Below are 22,749 nucleotides of genomic sequence, written 5' to 3'. Positions count from 1 at the left end.
GAGGGTCAAACTAGCGCCGATAGTTTTCTGCCGCCAGAGGCCGCTTCCGGCGCCCTCGCCCCGGTGCGGGCGACCGGAGCGGAACGGCCCGGTCCCCCGCCACGGAACGACCCGGTCCCCGCCATGGAGCGGCCCGGCTCCCCGCCACGGAGCGGCCCGGCCCTCCACCACGAAACGCTCCGGCCCCCCACAGCACCGCGTTGACCTGGAGTTCTGCGCTTATTGCTCGCACGTCAACATCTTGTTAACGCTGGAAAGCGGGTCCTACGGTCATCCGAACCGCCAGACCTGGTGGCAGTTCGATGGTGAACGATAGGTAGCTCCCATGCTGACAATCCTCGGATTCGTCATGATCGCCACCTTCCTGGTGCTGATCATGATGAAGAAGATGTCGCCCATCGCGGCACTGGTGCTCATCCCCGCGCTGTTCTGCGTCTTCGTAGGCAAGGCCGCCCACCTCGGGGACTACGTCCTCGAAGGCGTGGGCAACCTCGCGCCCACCGCCGCGATGCTCATGTTCGCCATCGTGTACTTCGGCGTCATGATCGACGTCGGCCTCTTCGACCCGATCGTCCGGGGCATCCTGCGGTTCTGCAAGGCGGACCCGATGCGGATCGTCGTCGGCACCGCCGTGCTCGCCGCGATCGTCTCGCTCGACGGCGACGGCTCCACCACGTTCATGATCACCGTGTCGGCGATGTACCCGCTGTACAAGCGCCTGAAGATGAGCCTCGTCGTCATGACGGGTGTCGCGGCCACCGCCAACGGCGTGATGAACACGCTGCCCTGGGGCGGCCCCACGGCCCGCGCGGCCACCGCCCTCAAGGTCGACGCCAGCGACATCTTCGTGCCGATGATCCCCGCGCTCGCGGTCGGCCTCGTCGCCGTCTTCGTCCTCGCGTACGCCCTCGGCCTGCGGGAGCGCAAGCGCCTCGGGGTGCTCTCGCTGGACGAGGTCCTGGAGGCCGGGACGGTCGCGGGCGAGCCGGTGCTGGTCGGCGCAGGCGGCGACGGGGCCGGGGCGGAGCGGGTCGGCTTCGTGAAGGGCGGCGGGTCGGCGGGCGGCTCCACGGCGGGCTCCCGCGCGGGCTCCACGGGGGGCGGCTCCTGTGCGGGTGACCTCGTTCCGGGCGCCACCTCCACGGGCGACTCCCCCGCAGGCGGCCCCACCTCGGACGGCCCCACCTCGGACGGCCCCACCTCGGACGGCCCCACCTCGGACGGCCCCTCCACGGATGACCCCGACGACGACGGCTTCCAGGGCCTCGACCCGAACCGCCCCACCCTGCGGCCCAAGCTCTACTGGTTCAACGCGGGCCTGACCGTCCTGCTGCTCACCGCCATGATCATGGAGTGGCTGCCGATCCCGGTCCTGTTCCTGCTCGGCGCGGCCCTGGCCCTCACCGTCAACTTCCCGCACATGCCCGACCAGAAGGCCCGCATCGCCGCGCACGCCGAGAACGTCCTCAACGTCACCGGCATGGTCTTCGCCGCCGCCGTCTTCACCGGCGTGCTCACCGGCACCGGCATGGTCGACCACATGGCCGACTGGCTCGTGAACGCCATCCCGGACGGCATGGGCGGCCAGATGGGCCTGGTCACCGGTCTGCTCTCCATCCCCCTCACGTACTTCATGTCCAACGACGGCTTCTACTTCGGCGTCCTGCCGGTGCTCGCCGAGGCGGGCAACGCGCACGGCGTCTCCACCATCGAGATCGCCCGCGCCTCCATCGCGGGGCAGGCCCTGCACATGTCGAGCCCGCTCGTGCCCGCCGTGTACGTCCTCGTCGGCATGGCCAAGGTCGAGTTCGGCGACCACACCCGGTTCACGGTCAAGTGGGCGGTGCTCACCTCGCTCGTGGTGCTCGGGTCCGGGATCCTGTTCGGCATCATCTGAGCCGTGATGCCTCGGACACGTCGCCCGCGCGCGGCCCGGAAGGCCCCGGCCGGGGAGAACCCGGCCGGGCAGGAGAAGGCCCGGCCGCGCGGGGACAGGGGCTGGCTGCTGCGGCTCGTCATCTCCTTCAGCTGCGCGCAGGCCGCGGTCTCGATGGCGCGGCCCGCCGTCTCCTACCGGGCCCTCGCGCTGGGCGCCGACGAGCGGGCCGTCGGGGTGATCGCGGGTGTGTACGCGCTGCTCCCGCTGTTCGTGGCGGTGCCGCTCGGCCGCCGTACCGACCACGGCCGGTGCGCGCCGCTGCTGCTCCTCGGCGTCGCGCTGATCGCGGGCGGCTGCGCGCTCGGCGGCACCTCGGGCTCGCTCGGCGCCCTCGCCGCGTGGAGCGGGGTGATGGGCCTCGGCCACCTCTGCTTCGTCATCGGCGCGCAGTCCATCGTCGCCCGCCGGTCGGCCCCCGCCGAACGGGACCGGAACTTCGGACACTTCACCATCGGCGCCTCCCTCGGCCAGCTCGTGGGCCCGCTGGCGGCCGGTGCGCTGATCGGCGGCGACACGGGCGGCACGAGCGCCCTCGCCCTGGTGGTGGCGGCGGGCGTCGCGGCGGTGTCCTGCACGTCGCTGTGGCGTCTGGAGCAGCCTCGGTGCGGGGCCGGGGCGTCCGCGGGCGGGGCCTCGGCGGCGCCGGAGGCCGACGCGTCCGCGGGGCCCGGGGTCTCCGTGCTGCGCATCCTGGGCGCCCGTGGTGTGCCCGCGGGGATGTTCATCAGTCTCGCCGTGCTGTCCGCCACCGACATCCTCACCGCGTATCTGCCCGTCATCGGCGAGGACCGGGGCATCGCGCCCGCGACCGTCGGGATCCTGCTCGGCCTGCGCGCGGGCGCGACGATCGCCTGCCGCCTCGTGATGACGCCCCTCATCCGGCTGCTCGGCCGCCGCGCGCTCATCGCGGGCACCTGCGCCGCCGCCGGACTCCTGTGCGCCGGGGTCGCGTTGCCGCTGCCCGTCTGGGCGCTCGGGGCGGTCCTGACGCTGCTCGGGTTCTGCCTCGGCGTCGGCCAGCCCCTGTCGATGACGACCGTGGTCCAGGCGGCGCCCGCCGGGGCCCGCTCCACGGCCCTCGCGCTGCGGCTCACCGGCAACCGGCTCGGCCAGGTCGCCGCGCCGGCCGGGGCGGGCCTCATCGCCGGGGTGGCGGGGGCGGCGGCCCCCTTCGTCACGCTGGGCGTCCTGCTGTGCGTGGCCGCGGGGGCGGCGGGGCGCGCAGCGTGACCGCCCCGGCCCGCCCGGGTCAGGCCCTCGCTCCCCGCCGGGCGCTCCTCCGGCTCAGGGCGCGAGCGGAGCGACTCGCACGGCGAAGCCGTTGAGCACCGCCGTGCCGGACAGCGGGTCGAGGAGGCTGCCGTCGAGGAGCTGGTTCACGTTGGCTCCGGGGTCGGCGGCGGCGACGGTCAGCCGGGTGCCGGGGCGGTCGTGGCCCCAGCCGTGCGGCAGGCTCACCACCCCGGGACGCATCGCGTCCGTGACCTCCACCAGGGCCTCGATCTCGCCGCCCGCGGCCGTCACGCGCGCGGGGCGGCCGTCCGCCAGGCCGAGCCGGGCCGCGTCCCCGGGGTGGACGTGCAGGGTGCAGCGGTTGGAGCCGCCGGTGAGGGCGGGGACGTTGTGCATCCAGCTGTTGTTGGAGCGCAGATGGCGGCGGCCGACGAGGACGAGCTCGGCGGGCGTCTCGCGCAGCGCGCGGGCCAGCCGCGGCAGGTCGGCGGCGATCGGGCCGGGCAGCAGCTCGATCCGCCCGCTGCGGGTCTTGAGGATCTCCGGGACGCGCGGGGCGAGCGGCCCGAGGTCGATGCCGTGCGGGTGGTCGAGGAGGCGGGCCAGGCTCAGCCCCTCCGGGTCCGCGCCGAAGCCGTCGCCGTACGGGCCGAGGCGCAGCATCAGGTCCAGGCGCCGCTCGGGGCCGCTCTCCCCGGTGAGCCGGGCGGCGAGGTCCGCGGGGTCGCGGCCGTGCACCCGCGTGTGCGGGGCGGCGACGGCCTCGGCGAGGGTGCGCTCGATGACCAGGGCGTCCACGGCGGCCGGGTCGGTGCCGTGCCCGCCGGTCGCGGCGAGCACCAGCCGCGCGAGGATCTCGGTCTCCGGCATCCGGCCCGCCTCCAGGGGCACGGCGGCGCGGGTGTAGCGGACCTGGTTGCGCACGGCCAGGGCGTTGAAGGCGAACGGGAAGTGGGCGCTCTGGGCGGGCGGTGGCGGCGGGAGCACGACGTGGGCGTGGCGCGCGGTCTCGTTCAGGTACGGGTCGACGCTCACCATGAAGTCCAGGGACTCCAGGGCCTTGTCGAGGCGGTTGCCGTCGGGCGCGGACAGGACGGGGTTGGCGGCGATGGCGATGACGGCGCGGACGGGGCTCTCGCCCAGGCCGCTGTCCGGGACGCGGGGCTGGGTGTCGATCTCCTCGGCGAGCGCGGCGACGGGCAGTTCGCCCTTGGCCTCGGGGTGCCCGCTCACGCGGCTGCGCCAGCGGCCGAGCGCGAAGCCCCGGCCGGGCCCGGCGGGGCGCGGCGCCCGGCCGGTGGCGGAGAGCGGGAACAGGACGCCGCCGGGCCGGTCGAGGTTGCCGGTCAGGACGTTCAGGACGTCGACGAGCCAGCAGGTCAGCGTCCCGTGGGCGACGGTGCTCGCGCCGACCCTGCCGTACACGGCGGCGGTGGGCGCCGCGGCGAGTTCGTGGGCGAGGGTCCGGATGGTGGCGGCGGGCACGTCGCAGGCCGTGGCGACGGCCTCGGGGGTGAAGGTCCGCACGGCATCGGCGAGTTCGCCGAGGCCCGTGACGTGGTCTTCGAGCGCGCCGAGGCGGGTGAGGCCGTCGGCGAACAGGACCTGCGCCATGGCCGCGAGCAGCAGCGCGTCCGTGCCGGGCCGGATCGCCAGGTGCCGGTCGGCGATCCGGGCGGTGCGGGTGCGGCGCGGGTCGACGACGGTGAGCAGGCCGCCGCGGGCGCGCAGCGCCTTGAGCCTGCCGGGGAAGTCGGGCGCGGTGCACAGGCTGCCGTTGGAGTCCAGGGGGTTGGCGCCGATGACGAGCAGGTGGTCGGTGCGGTCCAGGTCCGGCACGGGGATCGCCAGCGGGTCGCCGAAGAGGAGGCCGCAGGAGACGTGCTTGGGCATCTGGTCGACGGTGCTCGCGGTGAACAGGCTGCGGGTGCCGAGGGCGCCGAGCAGCACGGGCGGGTACAGGGCGCCCGCCATGGTGTGCACGTTCGGGTTGCCGAGCACGACGCCCACCGCGTGCGGTCCGTACGCCTCGACGACGGGGCGCAGGCCCGCGGCGACGGCGGCGAACGCCTCGTCCCAGCTCGTCTCCGCGAGGCGTCCGCCGGTGCGGACGAGGGGCCGCCGCAGCCGGTCGGGGTCGGCGTCGGACGCGCCGAGCGAGGCGCCCTTGGGGCAGATGAAGCCGCGGCTGAAGACGTCGGCGCGGTCGCCGCGCGCGCCGGTCACGCGCGTGCCCTCGACGGTGAGCGTGAGGCCGCAGGTGGCTTCGCAGAGCGGGCAGATGCGCGGGGCGGTGCGGGTCATGGGCCCTCCCGGGGCGGGGCGCGGAGGCGCGGAGCACCCTCAGCATACCGACCGGTACGTACGGCACCAGGGTTCAGCCGAGCGCCCGCTCGACGTACGCGTACAGCAGGGTCCGCGTCTCGGCCACGAGCTCCGGGTCGCCCAACGGGTCCGCGCGGAAGGCGAGTTGGAGCAGGGCGTCGACGGCTTCGACGCTGACGAGCATGGCGCGGCGGAGCCGGGCGTCCAGCGGGCGGCCGAGGTGCCCGGCGAGGAGCCGGGCGACGCGGTCGGCGACGGTCTCGTTGGCGTCGGGCATCGCCTCGGGCGCCGACGGAATGCCGAAGTCGACCCGCCCGAAGCCGGGCACGGTGCGCTTCATCAGCAGGTACTCGTCGAAGGCGGCCTCGACGGCACCGCGCAGATCGCCGCGGGGCACGGCCGTCATGCGTGCCGTGACCCGGCGGGCGTAGGCGTCGAGGTTGCGGTGGGCGAGGGCGTCGGCCAGGGCGCGCTTGTTGTCGAAGAAGCGGTAGACCGAGCCGATGGGCACGCCCGCGCGGACCGCGACCGCCCGGGTGGTCAGCCCCTCGTAGCCGACCTCGTCGAGGAGGGCGGCGCAGGCGTCGAGGATCCGGTCGAGGCGCTCCGCGCTGCGGCGCTGCACGGGGCTGCGGCGCAGGGCGGCGGCGGGGTTCGGGTCACGCGGTCCAGGGGAGTCACGCACCCCGGGAGGGTAGAGCACCGTTCACATTTCACGGATCCCTCTTGCGCGGGGAAATGACGAATCCTACGGTGTTCCATAGGAATCGTTGGCGAGGACGCCGGCGGCGGCCCGTCGTGGGCCAGGGAGCCGAGGGAGCTGTCATGAGCGGGGACCAGCCGAAGGACGACAGGGGCAACGCGCGCAAGCTCGCGGAGGGGCTCGCCTACCTCTCCGGCTTCGGCAACGAGCACAGCTCGGAGGCCGTCCCCGGCGCCCTGCCGCTCGGCCGCAACTCACCCCAGCGCGCCCCCCTCGGCCTGTACGCGGAGCAGCTGAGCGGCACCGCGTTCACCGAGCCGCGCGCCCACAACCGCCGCTCGTGGCTGTACCGCATGCGCCCGTCGGCCGCCCACCCCGCGTTCACCCGGACCGACAACGGCGCGATCCGCACGGCCCCCTTCGCCGAGACCGTGCCCGACCCCAACCGCCTGCGCTGGAACCCGCTGCCGGAGCCCGCCCCCGGCACCGACTGGCTCGCCGGCCTGTGGACCCTCGGCGGCAACGGCGACGCGACCCAGCGCACGGGCATGGCGGTGCACCTCTACCACGCCAACGCCTCCATGGACCGGGTGTTCAGCAACGCCGACGGCGAGCTGCTCGTCGTCCCCGAGCGGGGCGGCCTGCTGCTCCGCACCGAACTGGGCCTGCTGCGCGCCGAGCCCGGCCACGTCGCCCTGATCCCGCGCGGCGTCCGCTTCCGCGTCGAGCTGCTCGACGAGAGTGCCCGCGGATACGTCTGCGAGAACTACGGCGCGGTCTTCCAGCTCCCCGACCTCGGCCCGATCGGCGCCAACGGCCTGGCGAACGCCCGGGACTTCCTGGCCCCCGTCGCCGCGTACGAGGACGTCGAGGGCCCGGTCGAGGTCGTCAACAAGTTCTGCGGCAACCTCTGGACGGCGACGTACGACCACTCCCCGCTCGACGTGGTCGCCTGGCACGGCAACCACGTGCCGTACGTGTACGACCTGCGCCGCTTCAACGTCATCGGCACCATCTCCTACGACCACCCCGACCCGTCCGTCTTCACGGTGCTCACCTCGCCCTCGGACACCCCGGGCCTCGCGGGCGTCGACTTCGTGGTCTTCGCCCCGCGCTGGCTGGTCGGCGAGGACACGTTCCGGCCGCCGTACTTCCACCGGAACGTGATGAGCGAGTACATGGGCCTGATCGAGGGCGCGTACGACGCCAAGGCCGCCGGAAAGGGGGGGTTTGTGCCGGGCGGCGGCTCGCTGCACAACATGATGTCGGCGCACGGCCCCGACCGGGAGACCTTCGATAAGGCCAGCGCCGCGGAGCTGAAGCCGCAGAAGATCGACGACGGCCTCGCGTTCATGTTCGAGACCCGCTGGCCGGTGACCGCCACCGGGCAGGCCGCTTCGGCGGACCATCTGCAGCGGGGGTACGACGACGTGTGGCAGGGTCTGGAGCGTCATTTCCGGCCGTAGCACCACCACTTCCGGCCGCTGTCCGCGTCGTCTCGGAAGTACGGAGTTCCCTGTGACCGCTTTCGCCCCGGACTCGATCGTCCTGAACCGAAAGCTGCCGCTCTGGTATCAGGTCTCGCAGTCGCTGCGCGCCTCGATACTCGGCCGGGCGCCGGACGCCCCGCTGCGGCTTCCCACCGAGGAGCAGCTGGCGGGGCACTACGGCGTCAGCGTGCTCACCATGCGCCAGGCCCTCAAGGAGCTGGAGGACGAGGGCCTGATCAGCAGGCACCGGCGGCGCGGCACGTTCATCGAGCCGGACGTGCGGCGCGGCTCGCCGGTGCGCCTGCTCGGCTCGGTCGACGCCATCGTGGCGCAGCAGTCCGGCATGGACACCAAGCTCCTGTCCCACGGCCGGGAGCAGGTGCCCACCGACGTCGCCGAGCACTTCCCCGGGCTCAGCGAGGTCGCCACGTACCACCGGCTGCGCAGCGACGCCAGGACCGGCGAGCCGACCAACCACGCGCGCAACCATGTGCTTCCCGACCTCGCCGAGCGCATCGACCCGACCGACCTGGAGCGCTGGCCGATGACGAAGGTCCTGCGCGACGTGGTGGGCGTGGCGATCTCGCGCATCACCGACACCGTGGAGGCCCGGCTCGCCGACCCGGAGACGGCCCGGCTGCTCCAAGTGCCGCTGCTCAGCCCGATCCTGCACTACACGGGCATCACCTACGACACCGAGGGCCGGGCGCTCGACGTGGCCCGGATCCAGTACCGGGGCGACCGCTTCTCGTTCACCGTCACGCTCGACGCGACCTGATGGCCGCCTCCCGGCGCGTCGTACGATGCCGGGCGTGACGTACGACGACGCGCCGCCGCTCGCCGATCTCATGCCGTGGTCCGTCGCGCCGCTCCGGCCGGGGCGCGGGTGGCCGATGGCGCCCGACGCCGCGTCCCTCAGGGCCCGTTGGGACGCCTTCGTCCGCGCCGACGCGGCCGGGCGCGAGGCGCTGTTCGGGCCGACCCGGGCGCGCACCCTGCACACCTCGGTCGCCCAGCTGCCCGGGTGCGGCGGCGGCACGGGACGCCTCGCCCGCGAGCACGGGCCCTGCGCCGAACCCGTCCGGGTGCTGCACGGCCCCTTCGACGAGCAGTGGCTGATACCCGACCACCGCCTCCTCGACGCGGCCCGCCCCGAGCTGTGGCGGGTGGCGGGGGCCGGGCAGCTCTTCCTCACCGAGCAGGGGTACGTCCCCGACGCGGACGCCGGGCCCGCGGTGCTCGCCTCCGCGGTACTGCCGGACGGGCGCTCCCCCGCCGGGCGGCCCGGCCGCATCCGCCCGCTCTACCGACGTCCTGGTGGCACTGAAACGAACGTTCTATCAGGTCTGTTGGAACACCTCTCCCGGCTGTACGGGACGGGTGTCGCCCCGGAGGACTTCCTGGCCTGGACCCTGGTCGCCGCGCGGGCCACGCCCGCAGGCCCCGTCGTGCCGCTCACGTCCGCCGCCGACGCCTGGGCGCGGGGCGTGGAGCTGGGGCGGCGCGCGCTCCGGCTCCAGCTGCGCGGGGCCTCGGGAGAGCGGCCGAAGCTGCCCGGCGGACGGCGGCCGTACGTGCGGGCGCCGCTGCCCGCACGGCCCTCCGGGCTCGCCTACGACGCCGGGGACGAGGCCCTGCGGGTCGGCGAGGGCGGGCTCATCTCGCCCGTGCCCGCGGGCGCGTGGGACTTCCGGGTCAGCGGGGTGCGGGTCATCGAGCTGTGGTTCGAGCGGCGGACGGCCCCGGCGGAGCCCGGCACCCTGGAGGCCTTGCGGCCCGCGGAGTGGCCCCAGGCCTGGACCTCGCAGCTCCTTGAGCTGATCACGGTCCTCGCCCTCCTCGCGGAGCTCCCGGCGCTCCCGGACCCCTCCCCCGCCGACGCGCTCACGGCCGCCGACCTGCACGCGGCGGGCGTCCTGCCCGTCCCGGCGGCGGCCCGGCGCCCGGCCTCGGTCCTCGACCACCACGAGGAGGGGCCGGAGGGACAGTTCGCCCTGCTCTGAGGGCTAGGCGCGGCGGCGCCCCAGCAGCAGCGCGACCATGCCGAGCGCCTGGAGGACGGCGAGGAGCACGATCCCGGTGCGGAAGCCGGGCACTCCCGCGCCGCCCGTCCCGTAGGCGAGGGCGGCCACCGCGGGACCCACCGTGAACGCGAGGGTCCGGAAGGTGTTGGTGACACCGCCGGCCGTGCCGACGAGCTCCGCCGGGGTCGCCTCCAGGATGCCGAGGTTCACCGGCGTGCCGAACAGCGCCTGCCCCACCCCGGTCACGGCGAGCCGCCAGCCGATGTCCCACAGGCCCGCGTCCGGTCCGAGCGTGAGCATGCTCAGCACCCCGAGCGCGGTCAGGGCGGCGCCCGCCGCGCCCACGCGTTCCTTGGGGAAGCGGTCGGCGAGCGACCCGCCGAGGGACGCGGTGAGCGCCACCGCGCCGATGAAGAACGTCATCGCGAGGCCGGTCAGGGACGCCCCGGCGTCCAGGACGTCGGCGACGTAGTAGGGCAGCAGGAAGTAGGACAGGCCGGTGAAGGTGCCGCTGAGGAAGAGGGCGAGCACGGGCAGGCCCACGCCGGGGCGGCGCAGCAGGTCGAGGACGGGGCGGGCGGTGCGCAGCCGGGCCCACCCGAGGCCGCCCGCGACCGCGGCGGCCGCGGCGACGCCGGCGGCGACGGGCGCGTCCGCGTCCACCCGGTCGAAGGCGACGAGCAGCGCCGTGACCGCGGCGCCGAGCACCACCCCGTCCGCGACCAGCGAACGGCTCGGCGGCGCGAGGCCCTTGTCGCCGCGCGGGATCAGCCGCGCGCCCAGCCACACCACCGCGATCAGCACGGGGACCTTCAGCAGGAACACCGGCCGCCACCCGTAGGCGTCCACGACGGCCCCGCCGAGCGACGAGCCGCCCATGGAGCCGAGCGGCATGATCGTGGCGATGAGGCCCATGGCGCGGCCCCGGCGCTCGGGCGGCACGCTCAGGGCGACCACCGGCAGGTACAGCGCGCCGACGACCGCGCCCGCCACGCCTTGCAGCACGCGGGCGGCGACCAGGACCGGCAGGTTCGGGGCCAGGGCCGCGAGCACGCTCGTCAGGCCGATCGCGGGCGTCGCGAGCAGGAAGACCGCGCGCAGGTCCACGCGGTCGCTCCAGCGCCCGGCGGGCAGGGCGAGGGCGGCGGTGGGCAACGCGTAGGCGAGCAGCACCCATTGGGTGGCGGAGGAGCCGACGCCCAGGTCGTCCCCGATCGCGGGCAGCGTCACGGCGGACAGACTGAGCTCCAGGGTGACCATGAGCATGGCGAGGGCCATCACGACGACGGGCGCCCAGCGCGTCCGCCCACCGTCGTCGGCGGACGGGGCACCGGTGGCCGCGGAGATCTGCTGAGTCATGCCGCCGACGCTAGGAACGGCCCCGACCGCGCCGCCTCTGTCACGTGACTGGGTTCCCCCCGGCCGGGCTCCGGCGGGGGCGGTCCCGGTCGCCGCCCCCGTCACCCGGCCCGGTCACGGCTCGCCCGACCCCAGTCACCCGACAGAGGCGACCCCGCACCGCCCCCGCCTAGCGTCGGAAGCGTCATCGCCCCCTCACCGTCCGGGAGGAACTCCCCATGCACGCCATCCGACTGCACGCCTTCGGCGGGCCCGAGGAACTGCGCTACGAAGAGGTCGGCGACCCCGAGCCCGGCCCCGGCCAGGTCCGGATCGCCGTACGGGCGGCGGGCGTCCACCTGCTCGACACCGCCCTCCAGCGCGGTGCGGACGACGCCCTGCCCTTCCCGCTGCCCGAGCTGCCCGTGACGCCCGGCCGCGAGGTCGCGGGGGTCGTCGACCGGATCGGCGACGGGGTGGCGAAGGAGTGGCTCGGGCGCCGCGTCGTCACGCATCTCGGTCTGGTCAACGCCGGTTACGCCGAGCTGGCCGTGCGCGAGACGGAGGCGCTCTTCCCGCTGCCGGACTCGGTGTCGTACGAGGCCGCGATCGCGATGATCGGCACCGGCCGGATGGCGCTCGGCGTCCTGGAGGTGGCCGCGCCCGCGGCCGACGACGTGGTCCTGGTGACCGCGGCGGCGGGCGGCATCGGCACGCTGCTCGTGCAGGCGGCGCGGAACCTCGGCGCGACCGTGGTGGGCGCGGCGGGCGGCCCGGACAAGGCCGCCCGGGTCCGGGCCCTCGGCGCGGACGTCGCCGTCGACTACGACCGCCCGGACTGGGCGGACGAGGTGCGCGCCGCGCTCGGCGGCCGCGAGGTCGACGTCGTCTTCGACAGCGTCGGCGGGGCCGCGGGCCGGGCGGCGTTCGACCTCCTGGGCTACGGCGGGCAGTTCGTGATGTACGGCTGGTCGGCGGGGGCGCCGACGGAGTTCACCTCCGAGGACCTGCACGCGCGCCTGATCACGGCGACGTACGCGCTCGGCCCGCGTATCCTGCGGGTGCCCGGGGGGCTGCGCGCGCTCCAGGAGCGCGCCCTCGCCGAGGCCGCGAGCGGCACCCTCGTACCGGCCGTCACGACGTTCCCGCTGCGCGACGCGGCCGCCGCGCACACGGCGCTGCTCGGCCGCGCCACGGTCGGCAAGGTCGTCCTGCTGGCCGCCGCCGAGGACACCTCCGGCGGCAGCGCCCACGACAACACGAAGGAGACGGTGGCGTCATGACCATGCGCGCGATGGCTTTCACGGAGTACGGCGGTCCCGACGTGCTCCGGCCCATGGACCTCGACGTCCCGGAGCCGGGGCCCGGGCAGGTGCGGGTGCGGGTCCGGGCCGCGGGGGTCATGCCCTTCGACACGGGCGTCCGGCAGGGGGTGATGCGCCCGCCCGGCGCCGTCTTCCCGGTGGTGCCCGGCAACGAGTTCGCGGGCACCGTGGACGCGGTGGGCCCCGAGGTCACGGCGTTCGCGCCCGGCGCGGACGTGCTCGGCTTCTCGCTGCTCGGCGCGTACGCGCAGTACGTCGTCGTCGGCGCGGACCAGCTGGTCGCCAAGCCGGACGCGATGGACTTCGTCAGCGCGGGCGGCTTCCCCGGCAACGCGCAGGGCGCGCACATGGCGCTCAGCGCGGTCGGCGTGCACCCCGGCGACACGGTCCTGGTGAACGGCGCCGCGGGCGGATTCGGCACCTTGGCCGTGCAGTTGGCGCGGGCGTGGGGCGCCGCCACGGTCATCGGCACCGCGAGTCCGCGCAACCACGACCACCTGCGCGCCCTCGGCGCCGTCCCCGTCACCTACGGCGAAGGGCTCGAGGACCGGGTGCGCGCCCTCGCCCCGGGCGGCGTCGACGCGGCCGTCGACGGCGCGGGCGCCCAGGCCCTGCGGGCGTCGGTGGCCGTGGTCGAGGACCGCGCGCGGGTGGCGACGATGGTCGCGGACGAGGAGGCGGAGCGCCTGGGCGTGCCCCCGCTGCGCGGCACGCGCACGGCGGAGCGCCTCGCCGAGGTCACCGCCCTGTACGCGAAGGGCCTGTTGCGGGTCCACCTCCGGGCGACGTACCCCCTCCGGGACGCGGCGGCCGCCCACCGCGCCGTGGAGTCGGGCCACGGCCGGGGCAAGGTCGTCCTGACGGTCGACTGACACCGCGCGAGCCGCGCGGCCGGAGCACGGACCGGGCCGGGGCGGGGCGGCCGGAGCACGGCCGGGGAATATCCGCCGCCCCAGGGCGGCTGACGTGAACCATGCTCGAAGGCCGCACCGAAGAACTGCACCAGCTGACGTCCCTGCTCGCCCTGGCCCGCACGGGACACAGCGCGGCCCTCGTCCTGCGCGGCGAAGCCGGAATCGGCAAGTCCGCTCTGCTCGGGGCGGTGGCGGACGGCACGGCGTCGGCCGCCCCGTGGGGCCGGGTGCTGCGCACCACCGGTGTGGAGGCCGAGAGCGAACTGCCCTTCGCGGGCCTGCACATGCTCCTGCACCAGGTGACCGACCGCCTCGACGCGCTGCCCGCCCCGCAGACCGCGGCCCTGCGCACCGCGCTCGGGCTCGCGGGCGGGACGCACGGCGGGCCCGGCGACCGGTTCCTGACGGGCGTCGCCCTGCTGACCCTGCTGTCCGAACTCGCCGACGCCGGACCGCTGCTGTGCGTCGTGGACGACGCGCACTGGCTCGACCACGCGTCGGCGGACGCGCTGCTGTTCGCCGCGCGACGGCTCACGGCCGAGGGCGTGGTCATGCTCTTCGCGGCCCGCGAGCCGCACGCGCCGCCGTTCCCCGCCGCGGGCCTGCCCGAGCTGCGCCTGACCGGGCTCGACGACGCCGCCGCGGACCGGATCCTCACAGCACACGCCGGGGACCTGCCGCCGTACGTACGCCGTCAGCTGCTCGCCGAGGCGGGCGGCAACCCCCTGGCCCTGCGCGAGCTGCCCGCCGCCCAGCGCGAGGGGCAGCTCGTGGCGTACGGGCCGCCGTCCGCGCCGGTGCCGGGCCCCTCCCGCGTGCAGCAGGCGTTCGCCGACCGCATCGCCGCGCTGCCGGAGGCCACCCGCACCCTGCTGCTCGTCGCGGCGGCCGAGGGCACCGGGGACCTGGAGACCACCGCGGCCGCCGCCGCCCGGCTCGGGGCCGCCGTCGCCGACCTGGAGCCCGCCGAGCGCAAACAGCTCCTTCGGGCCGAAGCCGGGCGGCTCGTCTTCCGGCACCCCCTGATCCGCACCGCCGCCTACCGCGGCGCCCCGCTCGGCGCCCGCCTCGCCGCCCACGCCGCCCTCGCCGAGGCCCTGCCGTGCGTCGGCCAGGTCGACCGCCGCGCCTGGCACCTGGCCGCGGCCACCACCGAGCCCGACGAGCACGTCGCGTCCGTCCTGGAGCGGACCGCCGAGCACGCCCGGGCCCGCGGCGGCTACGCGGCCGAGGCCGCCGCCTTCGAACGGGCCGCGCACCTCACCCCGGACAGCGCGCAGCGCGCCCGGCGCCTGGCCCTCGCGGCCTCGGCGGCGGCCGACGCGGGCCACGGCGACCACGCCGCCCGGCTCGCGGGCAGCGCGACCCCGCACCTGACGGACCCGGCGCTGCTCGCCCGCCTGGCGCGGGTCCGCGCGGGCGTGGCCCGCGAGCGCGACCAGCTGGAGGCCGCGCACACGGTCCTCGTGGACACCGCGTCGGCCCTCGCCGAGCGGGCCCCGGAGACGGCGGCGCACCTGCTGTACGAGGCGATGACGGCGGCCTGGGCGTCCGGCCACCGCACGGCGGTCGACGCCGTCGTGGAGCGGGCGGCCGCCCTCGGCGTCGAGCCGTCGGCCGCGGCACCGCCCTATCTGCCCGCCGTCACGGGCCTCGCGCGGCTCGCCGCGGGCGACACCGGCGCCGCCCTGCCGCCGCTGCGGCGCCTCTTCGACGCCGCGCGGAGCCGGGAGCACGGCCTCGACCTGCGCGAGCGGGCCTCCGTCGCCGGGTGGTTCGCGCCGCTCGGCGACCTTCAGGGCGGCGTCGAGCTCGCCGCGGACCTGGAGCGCGAGTGCCGCGAGCAGGGCGCGGTGGGGCCGCTGCCGCTGGTGCTGCTCCAGCGGGCCAGGGCGCGCGTGCTGCTCGGCCGCCACGGCTGCGCCCTCGCGGGCGCCGAGGACGGCGTCCGCATCGCCCGCGACAGCGGCCAGCACCACTACGCTCACCAGCTGACGGGCGTCCTCGCCCATCTCGCGGCGCTGGACGGGGACGAGGCCCGCGTCCGGGAGCTCGCCGGGCACCTCGACCCGCGGCAGGCACCGCCGGGGCGGGTGTGGGGCGCGGCCGCCCTGCCCCTGCTCGATCTGGGCCTCGGCCGCTACGAGGCGGCGCTGCGCGGCTACGAGGACCTGGCGGCGGGCCCCGCGGGCCACACCGTGGTGGCGCTGCACTGTCTGCCGGACCACGTCGAGGCGGCGGTGCGGGCCGGGCGGCCCGACGCGGCGCACGAGGCGGCACGGCGGTACGCGGACTGGGCGGAGCACACGGGCGCGGCCTGGGCGCGCGCCATCGCGGCGCGCTGCCGCGCCCTGCTCGCCGACGAGGCGACGGCACAGACGTCCCGGACGGCGACCTCGGCATCCTCCGCGACCCCTGCATCCTCCGCGGCCTCGGCATCTTCCCCGTCTTCCGCGCCCGCCACGCACTCCGCGTACGAGGAGGCCCTGGCGCTGCACACCGGCGACGGCAGGCCCTTCGAGCAGGCCCGTACGCGGCTGCTGTTCGGGGAGTGGCTGCGCCGGGCGGGCCGCAGGAGCGAGGCCCGTGCCCCGCTGCGTGCGGCCCTGGACGCGTTCGAGCAGATCGGGGCGGCGCCGTGGGCGGGCCGGGCCCGCGCGGAGCTGCGGGCCACCGGCGAGAGCCGGGCGCGGCAGGACGGCGGGCGGGTGCCGCTGGAGCGGCTCACGCCGCAGGAGCGCCAAGTGGTGCGGCTCGCGGCGGCGGGGATGACCAACCGCGACATCGGCGCCCAGCTGTTCCTGTCCCCGCGCACGGTGGGCTACCACCTGTACAACGCGTATCCGAAGCTGGGGGTGTCCTCACGGGGCGAACTGGCCCGCCTCGGCTTCGGGACGGAAGAGGAGCTGAGCGCCTGAGCGCGCTTGCCGGTGGCGCCCCGAAGGGGCGCGGGGAACTGCGCGACCAGCCACGCGCGGCGCACGGGCCGGTCGGCAGCGGAGCCTTGGGGAGTCACCGGTGCCCGCCGCGTGCCGGGAGTGACGGCGGGGAGAGGGGGAAGCGCGGGCACCCCAGGGCGAGGCCGGAGGCACCCGCGCCCGAGGTCAGTGGCCGCCGAAAAGCGAGCGGCGCAGTCTGCGCAGCGGTGCGAACAGCGAGACACGGCGCACCTGCGCGCGCTTGCCGCCCCGGTCGTGCGCGGCGCCACGCGAGGTGAGCTCACGCATCAGCAGGGTCGCCTCGGCCGCCTCGCGCTGCGGGACGGCGGGGCCGCCCAGCACCGAGAGATGGCGGTCGAGACGCGAACTGCTCGCGCCGCTCCCACATGTGATCGCAGGGACCCTCGCCCTGCTGCGCACTGTTATCTGTTCCATGTCACTCCCCACCCGTACGAGGGCACCCGGCCCAGGGCAGGTTAACCCTATCGCCCCACCATGACACTCGTGTATCCCGGTGGCGGGATTCACCTTCTCCACAAGGACGTTGACGGTTACTCTCCGAATCCAACTGATTCCAGGGTGAGTTGGACGAGGGGCTTACTTGTGGGCCGCGCGGAGCCGCCGTCGGGTTCGACGGTGACAGCGAGTGATTTCGCTCGCGTGCTGAGATCCTTCGCGACCACCGGCGTTTCGCCATCGAGCAGCCCGAGCGAACGGGGCGCGGCCCCGGCGCGCATCACCCACAGTTGATGCGCACGCCCGTCCGGAGGCCGGCCCAGGCCGGTGACGCTCACCACGGCCCGCCGCTCCGCACGGGACGCGATCACGCCGATCCCCCGTCCCCGCGCGTCCCGGCCGGTGCTCGCACGGGCGTCGGGAGCGGCCAGGACGTGGGCGATCTCACGTGCGGCCGCCCGCTCGTCGGACAGCTCGCCGTCGGTGCGGACCAGCGCGAGGGCGAGGAAGGCCGCCGCCACGAGGGCGAGAACCACGCCGGACGCGGCAAGGGCCAGCGGAGCCAGGCCGGTGCCGCGGCGCCGCGGCACCGCGAGCGGCTCGGGCGCGGCCCGCCGCTGGGCGGGCTCCTGGGCGGTGGTGCGTACGGCGGCGAGGATGCGCTCCCGCAGATCCTCGGGGGCGGGAACGGAGGCCGCGCGCGCCAGGCGCACGGTGTCGGCGGCGAGCGCGCGCACCTCCTGCGTGCATCGGCCGCAGGTGGCCAGATGCCTCTCGAAGCGGCGCGTCTCCTCCGGGTCGAGGGCGTCGAGCGCGTACGGCACGGCCAGGGAGTGCATGGAGTGCGGCAGGCCGCCCGGCCAGCGGCCGCTCGCGTACCGGCGCAGGCGGCTCAGCGGTCCGGGTTCCGCAGGGCTCATGCGGCGGCGCCCAGGCAGTCGCGCAGGCGCAGCAGGCCGTCCCGCATCCGGGTCTTGACGGTGCCGAGCGGCACGGACAGGCGCCGCGCCACCTCCCGGTAGGTGTAGCCGTCGTAGTAGGCGAGGGTGAGCGCCTGGTGCTGGAGGTCGGTCAGACGCTCCAGGCAGCGGCGCACCCACTCGCGCTCCAGGCTGCCCTCCACCGCCTCGGCGACCTGGTCGAAGGCCGGGCCCTCGCCGCGGCGGGCCAGGCGCCGCTCGCGCTCACCGGCCGCGCGGGCGCTGCGCACCCGGTCGACGGCCCTGCGGTGGGCGAGCGTCAGGACCCACGCCAGGGCCGTGCCGCGCGCCGGGTCGAAGCGGCCCGCCGTGCGCCACAGTTCGAGCAGCACCTCCTGGGCCACCTCCTCGGACTGCGCCGGATCGCGAAGGACGCGCCGCACCAGGCCGTAGACCGGCCCGGACACCAGCGCGTACAGCTCCTCGAAGGCCTGGTGGTCGCCGTCGGCCACGCGTGGCAGCAGTGCGTCCGCGTCCACAGCCGTCCCCCACTCTCCCGGCATCCCGGGCGCTCAATTCTGGACTCGGCGGAGATTCGGGGCGAGCCCCCGGGCCGGATTGGCGCATCGCCGCGGAAATCACCGGCCGCGGGCCAATCCACCGCCGCCCGCGCGCCGAATGGCATGCGTCAGGCGGACCGTGCGGTCAGCGCGCGGCCCGTACCACCGAACTGAGGACGGACGCGATGACAGCAGTCGTCACACGCCGCGCACAGCGCCGCAGGATCCGTGGCGTCGCCGCGCTGGTCTGTGGGGCGCTGGCCGCAGGGGGGCTCGCCGCCGCCGGGGTCAGCACGCTTCGACCGGAGGCCGCGAGCGCCTCCAGCCACCGGGAGGCCCCGCTGATCTCGGGGCAGCCGCAGTACGACAACACCGACGTGTACGCCTTCGTCAGCCCCGACAAGCCCGACACGACGACCCTCGTCGCGAACTGGGTGCCGTTCGAGGAGCCGGCGGGCGGGCCGAACTTCTACCCGTTCCCCGAGGACGCCCAGTACGACGTGCACATCGACAACGACGGCGACGCGCAGGGCGACCTGCTCTACCGCTGGACCTTCGACACCCGCACCAGGAACGGCGACACCTTCCTCTACAACACCGGTGAGGTCACGAGCCTGGACGACCCGGACCTGAACGTGACGCAGACGTACGACATCGACCTGCTGCGGCTGAAGGACCAGAAGGTCGTCTCCACCAAGAAGATCGCCGACGACCTGCCGATCGCGCCCTCGCACGTGGGCAAGGCGTCCATGCCCGACTACGGCAAGCTGCGCGACCAGGCCGTGCGCAAGCTCCCCGGCGGCGGCGCCTCCTTCGTGGGGCAGGCCGACGACCCCTTCTTCCTGGACCTCAGGGTCTTCGACCTGGTGTACGGCAAGGACCTGTCGGAGGTCGGCCGGGACACGGTCGCCGGGTACAACGTGAACTCGGTGGCGCTCCAGGTACCGACCGCCGAGATACGGCAGTCCAAGGACCAGCCGACCGTCGGCGTCTGGTCGACCACCCAGCGCAAGAACGCGGCGGGCAAGTGGACCCAGGTGTCCCGGCTCGGCGCGCCCCTGGTGAACGAGGTCGTCGTGCCGAGGAAGGACAAGGACAAGTTCAACGCCTCCGCGCCGTGGGACGACGCGCAGTTCCTGCCGTACGTCCAGAAGCCGGAGCTGCCGCGGATCATCGAGAAGCTCTACAAGATCAAGGCGCCGAAGGAGCCCCGCAAGGACCTGGTCTCGGTGTTCCTCACCGGCGTGAAGGACCTCAACCAGCCGCCGAACGTACGGCCCGCCGAGGCGCTGCGCCTGAACACCTCGGTCAAGCCCGCCGAGACGCCCAAGCGGCTCGGTGTCCTCGACGGCGACAACGCGGGCTATCCGAACGGCCGGCGCCTGACCGACGACGTCCTGGACATCTCGCTCCAGGTCGTCGAGGGCGAACTCGTCGGCCAGAAGAACGACTTGGGTGACGCGGTCGACACCAACGACAAGGCCTTCGGGCGCTCCTTCCCCTATCTGGCGCTGCCCACGGCCGGGTCGCGGGGACCGGTGGCGGGCAAGGGCGGCACCAGCGCGCGCAACGCCCTCAGCGGTGGCGCGCCGCCCGTGAGCCCCGGCTCGTCCGGCTCCACCGACACCGTGCTGATCACGTCCGCGGCCGTGGGCGGCGCCGGGGTGCTGCTCGTCGGCGGCGGCCTCCTGTGGTGGCGGCGCACCCGGGTCACGGCCGGGGGTGCCTGAGGTGAACCACGTCTCCGGCCGCGGGCTCCTCGCCGCCGCCGTCCTCGCGGTCGCGCTGACCGGCGGGGCGCTGGCGCTCGGCGGGGTGCCGTCGGACTCGGACAAGGGGCGGCCGTCAGCGGCGGCCGCCCCGCCCGCCGCGCGGGGCGGCGCGCCGGACGCCCTGGGGAGCCGGCTGCTCGCCTCCGACCTGGACCGCGGGGTGGCCGCGCTGCGGGCGCGGCTGCGCGCCCAGCCCCAGGACGCCCGGTCCTGGGCCGCGCTCGGCACCGCGTACGTCGAGCAGGCCCGGCTCCGCGGCGACCCGTCCCGCTACGCGGAGGCCGAGCGGGCCCTGGACCGCGCGCTCGCGCTGCGCCCCGCCGACGACTCGGCGCTCGCCGGGCAGGCCGCCCTCGCCGCCGCCCGGCACGACTTCGGGGGCGCCCTGCGGTACGCGGAGCGGGCGCTCGCCGTGAACCCCTACAGCGAGGGGGCGCTGGCCTCCCGCGTCGACGCGCTCGTCGAACTCGGCCGCTACGACCAGGCGACGCGGGCCGTGCGGGAGGCCGACGCGCGCCGCCCCGGCGTCCCCGTCTTCACGCGGTACGCCTATGTGCGCGAGCTGCACGGCGACGTGGCCGGTGCCCGGAGCGTGCTGCGCCGGGCCGCCACGGCGGCGCGGTCCCCCGGCGACGTCTCGTACGTCGCCACGGCGCTCGCCCAACTGGCCTGGCGCCAGGGCGACTACGCCGCGTCCCTGCGCCACTGCGCGGCCGCGCTGCGGGCCGACCCCGGGAACCTGCCCGCCCTGGAGGCGCGGGGGCGGGCCCGGGCGGCGCGGGGCGAGACGGACGCCGCGATCGCCGATCTGCGCGCCGTCGTCACCCGGCGGCCGCTGCCGGGAACGCTCGTGGCCCTCGGGGAGCTGTACGACGCGCAGGGGGAGCCGGCGCGCGCCCGCGAGCAGTACCGGCTCATCGGCTCCTGGGTGCGGCTCGCCCGCGCGCACGGGGTCAATCCCGACCTCGACACCGCGCTCGCCGCGGCGGACCACGGCGACCGGGCCGTGGCGCTGCACGCGGCGCGGGACGAGTGGAAGCGGCGGCACACCGTGCACACGGCGGACGCGCTGGCCTGGGCCCTGCACGTCAACGGGCACGACCGGGAGGCCGTGCGGTACGCGCGGCGCGCCACCAGCACGGGGGTGCGGGAGGCCTCCTTCCTCTACCACCGGGGGGCCATCGAGTCCGCCCTCTCCCCCGGGGCGGGCCACGAGTGGCTGCGAGCCGCGCTGGACCTGAACCCCGGCTTCTCCCCCCGGGGCGCCGGGGAGGCGCGACGGCTTCTGGGGGTGCACCGGTGACCGCGCCCCGGTGGCACCTGCCTGCTGTGGGCCATCGTCCCGCTGGGCGAGTGGGGCATCCCCTGCTCGAGCGAAGCCGAGAGCTTGGGGAAGGGTGGGCACAGCCCGAGGTGCCGCGCAACCGGTTCACCAGGGCCTGGCGTTGGGCCCTGCAAGGGCTCGTGGTCCTCGCTGTCGCCCTGGGGGCAAGCGCGCCCGCCCACGCCCACCCCCTCGGCAACTTCACCGTCAACCAGTACGACGGCCTGGTCCTGGCCCCGGGCCGCCTCCGCGTGGAGCACGTGGAGGACCTCGCCGAGATCCCCGCCGCGCAGGCGGAGCCCGCCATCGACCGCAAGGGAAGGGACCGTTGGGCACGGGAGCGGTGCCGCGCGGCGGCCGTGCGCGGCCGGGTGGACGTGGGCGGGCGGACCGTCGCCCTGCGCACGGCGGCGGCCACGGCCCGCGTGCGCCCGGGCCAGGCGGGCCTGCCCACCGTCCGGGTCGAGTGCCGTCTGACCGCCCCGCTGCCGCCCGGCGCCCTGACGGTCCGCTTCCGCGCCGCGCCCCAGGCCGCCCCGGGCTGGCGGGAGATCACCGCGCGCGGCGACCGCATGACCCTCGGCGGATCGAGCGTGCCGCGCACGTCCCGCTCCGAGCGCCTCACCCGCTACCCGTCCGGCGCCTCCTCGCCCGAGGCGACCACCGCCTCGCTGCGGGCCCGCCCCGGCGGCCCCGCCCTCGCCGACGAGCCGCCTCCGGCCCCCGGCTCCGCCCTGCCGCGCGCCGCGACCGACGCGCTCACCGGCCTGGTGGCCCGGCACGACCTCACCCCGGCCTTCGCGGCGCTCGCGCTCGGCACCGCCCTGCTGCTCGGCGCCCTGCACGCGCTCGCGCCCGGCCACGGCAAGACCCTGATGGCCGCGACCGCCGCCGCCCGCGGCAGCGCCTCGGTGCAGGACGTGCTGCCTCTGGCCGCGTCCGTGACGGTCACGCACACCCTCGGCGTGGTGGCGCTCGGGCTGCTGGTGGCGGGCGGCTCGGCGGCCGCGCCCTCGGTCGTCGCCTGGCTGGGCGTGGCCAGCGGGGCCCTGGTGACGGGCGCGGGCGCGCTGCTCGTACGGCGGGCCTGGCGCCGCAGGCACCGGCCCGCACACCACCACGCGCACCCGCACCACCACGCGCACCACCACCCGCCGCCCACCCTGCGCGGCACCCTCCTGCTCGGCTTCGCCGGCGGCCTCGTGCCCAGCCCCTCCGCCGTCGTGGTCCTTGTGGGCGCGGCCGCCCTGGGCGAGGCCTGGTTCGGCCTCCTGCTCGTCCTCGCGTACGGGGCGGGTCTTGCCGTCACGCTGACCGCGGCGGGGTTCCTCGTCGTACGGCTCGGCGCGGTGGCCGGACGGCGCCTGGCCCACGGCCGCACCCCCGGCCTCGCCCGCCGCTTCGCACCGCTCGGCTCCGCCTGCGTGGTCCTCGCCCTCGGGTGTGGATTGGTGCTCAAGGGGGCTGCAACCGCGCTCGGTTGAGCT

Annotated in this window: 17 protein-coding genes; 11 read left to right on the top strand and 6 right to left on the bottom strand. The window is 76.0% G+C overall.

Annotated elements, in window-relative coordinates; genetic code table 11:
• The first annotated feature begins 325 nt into the window (after positions 1-325).
• Positions 326-1,897, top strand: a complete 1,572-nt coding sequence (locus AC5WAM_RS32735; protein WP_495519742.1) for a CitMHS family transporter — start codon at positions 326-328, stop codon at positions 1,895-1,897.
• Between the two features lie 6 nt (positions 1,898-1,903).
• Positions 1,904-3,169 (top strand): MFS transporter, encoded by a 1,266-nt coding sequence (locus AC5WAM_RS32730; protein ID WP_495519741.1) that lies wholly within the window; start codon positions 1,904-1,906, stop codon positions 3,167-3,169.
• A gap of 54 nt (positions 3,170-3,223) precedes the next feature.
• Here the strand turns inward: AC5WAM_RS32730 and AC5WAM_RS32725 are convergent, their stop codons facing one another.
• Both AC5WAM_RS32725 and AC5WAM_RS32720 read right to left on the bottom strand, forming a co-directional pair.
• Positions 3,224-5,476 (bottom strand): molybdopterin oxidoreductase family protein, encoded by a 2,253-nt coding sequence (locus tag AC5WAM_RS32725; protein ID WP_495519740.1) that lies wholly within the window; start codon positions 5,474-5,476, stop codon positions 3,224-3,226.
• A 73-nt stretch (positions 5,477-5,549) separates the two neighbouring features.
• Positions 5,550-6,182 carry a TetR/AcrR family transcriptional regulator gene (locus tag AC5WAM_RS32720; RefSeq protein WP_309248711.1) on the bottom strand — a complete coding sequence of 211 codons (633 nt, stop codon included), beginning with the start codon at positions 6,180-6,182 and terminating at the stop codon, positions 5,550-5,552.
• A 140-nt stretch (positions 6,183-6,322) separates the two neighbouring features.
• Between AC5WAM_RS32720 and hmgA the strand changes: the two genes are divergently transcribed.
• The 3 genes from hmgA to AC5WAM_RS32705 are packed head-to-tail and all read left to right on the top strand — an operon-like array spanning position 6,323 to position 9,693.
• Entirely contained in the window at positions 6,323-7,666 is a 1,344-nt protein-coding gene (hmgA, locus tag AC5WAM_RS32715; protein ID WP_495519739.1) for a homogentisate 1,2-dioxygenase, read from the top strand.
• A 52-nt stretch (positions 7,667-7,718) separates the two neighbouring features.
• On the top strand, positions 7,719-8,468 hold the full coding sequence (locus tag AC5WAM_RS32710) for a GntR family transcriptional regulator (RefSeq protein WP_366789613.1): 750 nt from the start codon (positions 7,719-7,721) through the stop codon (positions 8,466-8,468).
• A 25-nt stretch (positions 8,469-8,493) separates the two neighbouring features.
• Positions 8,494-9,693, top strand: a complete 1,200-nt coding sequence (locus AC5WAM_RS32705) for a type ISP restriction/modification enzyme (RefSeq protein ID WP_366789612.1) — start codon at positions 8,494-8,496, stop codon at positions 9,691-9,693.
• A 3-nt stretch (positions 9,694-9,696) separates the two neighbouring features.
• Here the strand turns inward: AC5WAM_RS32705 and AC5WAM_RS32700 are convergent, their stop codons facing one another.
• A complete protein-coding gene (locus tag AC5WAM_RS32700) occupies positions 9,697-11,073 on the bottom strand; it encodes an MFS transporter (RefSeq protein ID WP_495519738.1) in 1,377 nt (458 codons plus the stop codon).
• A gap of 218 nt (positions 11,074-11,291) precedes the next feature.
• On the opposite strand from AC5WAM_RS32700, the gene AC5WAM_RS32695 reads away from it, so the two are divergent.
• The 3 genes from AC5WAM_RS32695 (at position 11,292) to AC5WAM_RS32685 (ending at position 16,209) form a co-directional block, all read left to right on the top strand.
• Positions 11,292-12,335 carry a zinc-binding dehydrogenase gene (locus tag AC5WAM_RS32695; RefSeq protein WP_366789610.1) on the top strand — a complete coding sequence of 348 codons (1,044 nt, stop codon included), beginning with the start codon at positions 11,292-11,294 and terminating at the stop codon, positions 12,333-12,335.
• On the top strand, positions 12,332-13,249 hold the full coding sequence (locus tag AC5WAM_RS32690) for an NADP-dependent oxidoreductase (protein WP_366789609.1): 918 nt from the start codon (positions 12,332-12,334) through the stop codon (positions 13,247-13,249). Before AC5WAM_RS32695 ends, AC5WAM_RS32690 begins: the two co-directional genes overlap by 4 nt.
• A gap of 101 nt (positions 13,250-13,350) precedes the next feature.
• Positions 13,351-16,209 (top strand): helix-turn-helix transcriptional regulator, encoded by a 2,859-nt coding sequence (locus AC5WAM_RS32685; protein ID WP_495519737.1) that lies wholly within the window; start codon positions 13,351-13,353, stop codon positions 16,207-16,209.
• Positions 16,210-16,395: 186 nt separating this feature from the next.
• On the opposite strand, the gene AC5WAM_RS32680 is transcribed toward AC5WAM_RS32685, so the two are convergent.
• From AC5WAM_RS32680 to sigK, 3 genes are all read right to left on the bottom strand, one after another.
• A complete protein-coding gene (locus tag AC5WAM_RS32680; RefSeq protein ID WP_138958812.1) occupies positions 16,396-16,665 on the bottom strand; it encodes a hypothetical protein in 270 nt (89 codons plus the stop codon).
• A 116-nt stretch (positions 16,666-16,781) separates the two neighbouring features.
• Positions 16,782-17,525, bottom strand: coding sequence for an anti-sigma factor (locus tag AC5WAM_RS32675; protein ID WP_495523688.1), 744 nt, complete (start codon positions 17,523-17,525; stop codon positions 16,782-16,784).
• A 77-nt stretch (positions 17,526-17,602) separates the two neighbouring features.
• Positions 17,603-18,145, bottom strand: a complete 543-nt coding sequence (sigK, locus tag AC5WAM_RS32670; RefSeq protein ID WP_495519736.1) for an ECF RNA polymerase sigma factor SigK — start codon at positions 18,143-18,145, stop codon at positions 17,603-17,605.
• A 206-nt stretch (positions 18,146-18,351) separates the two neighbouring features.
• Between sigK and AC5WAM_RS32665 the strand changes: the two genes are divergently transcribed.
• The 3 genes from AC5WAM_RS32665 to AC5WAM_RS32655 all read left to right on the top strand — a co-directional run bounded on the left by AC5WAM_RS32665 (position 18,352) and on the right by AC5WAM_RS32655 (position 22,746).
• Positions 18,352-19,896 carry a DUF4331 domain-containing protein gene (locus AC5WAM_RS32665; RefSeq protein ID WP_495519735.1) on the top strand — a complete coding sequence of 515 codons (1,545 nt, stop codon included), beginning with the start codon at positions 18,352-18,354 and terminating at the stop codon, positions 19,894-19,896.
• Between the two features lies 1 nt (position 19,897).
• The gene (locus AC5WAM_RS32660) at positions 19,898-21,241 is read left to right on the top strand and encodes a tetratricopeptide repeat protein (protein WP_495519734.1); all 1,344 of its coding nucleotides are present in this window, start codon (positions 19,898-19,900) and stop codon (positions 21,239-21,241) included.
• Between the two features lie 110 nt (positions 21,242-21,351).
• Positions 21,352-22,746, top strand: coding sequence for a nickel transporter (locus AC5WAM_RS32655; RefSeq protein ID WP_495519733.1), 1,395 nt, complete (start codon positions 21,352-21,354; stop codon positions 22,744-22,746).
• The last annotated feature ends 3 nt before the right edge of the window (positions 22,747-22,749 follow it).

Source organism: Streptomyces sp. JLYT201, from assembly GCF_059448825.1.
The sequence above is the reverse complement of the archived record's forward strand: the minus strand, read 5'-3'. Positions and strand labels throughout refer to the sequence as shown.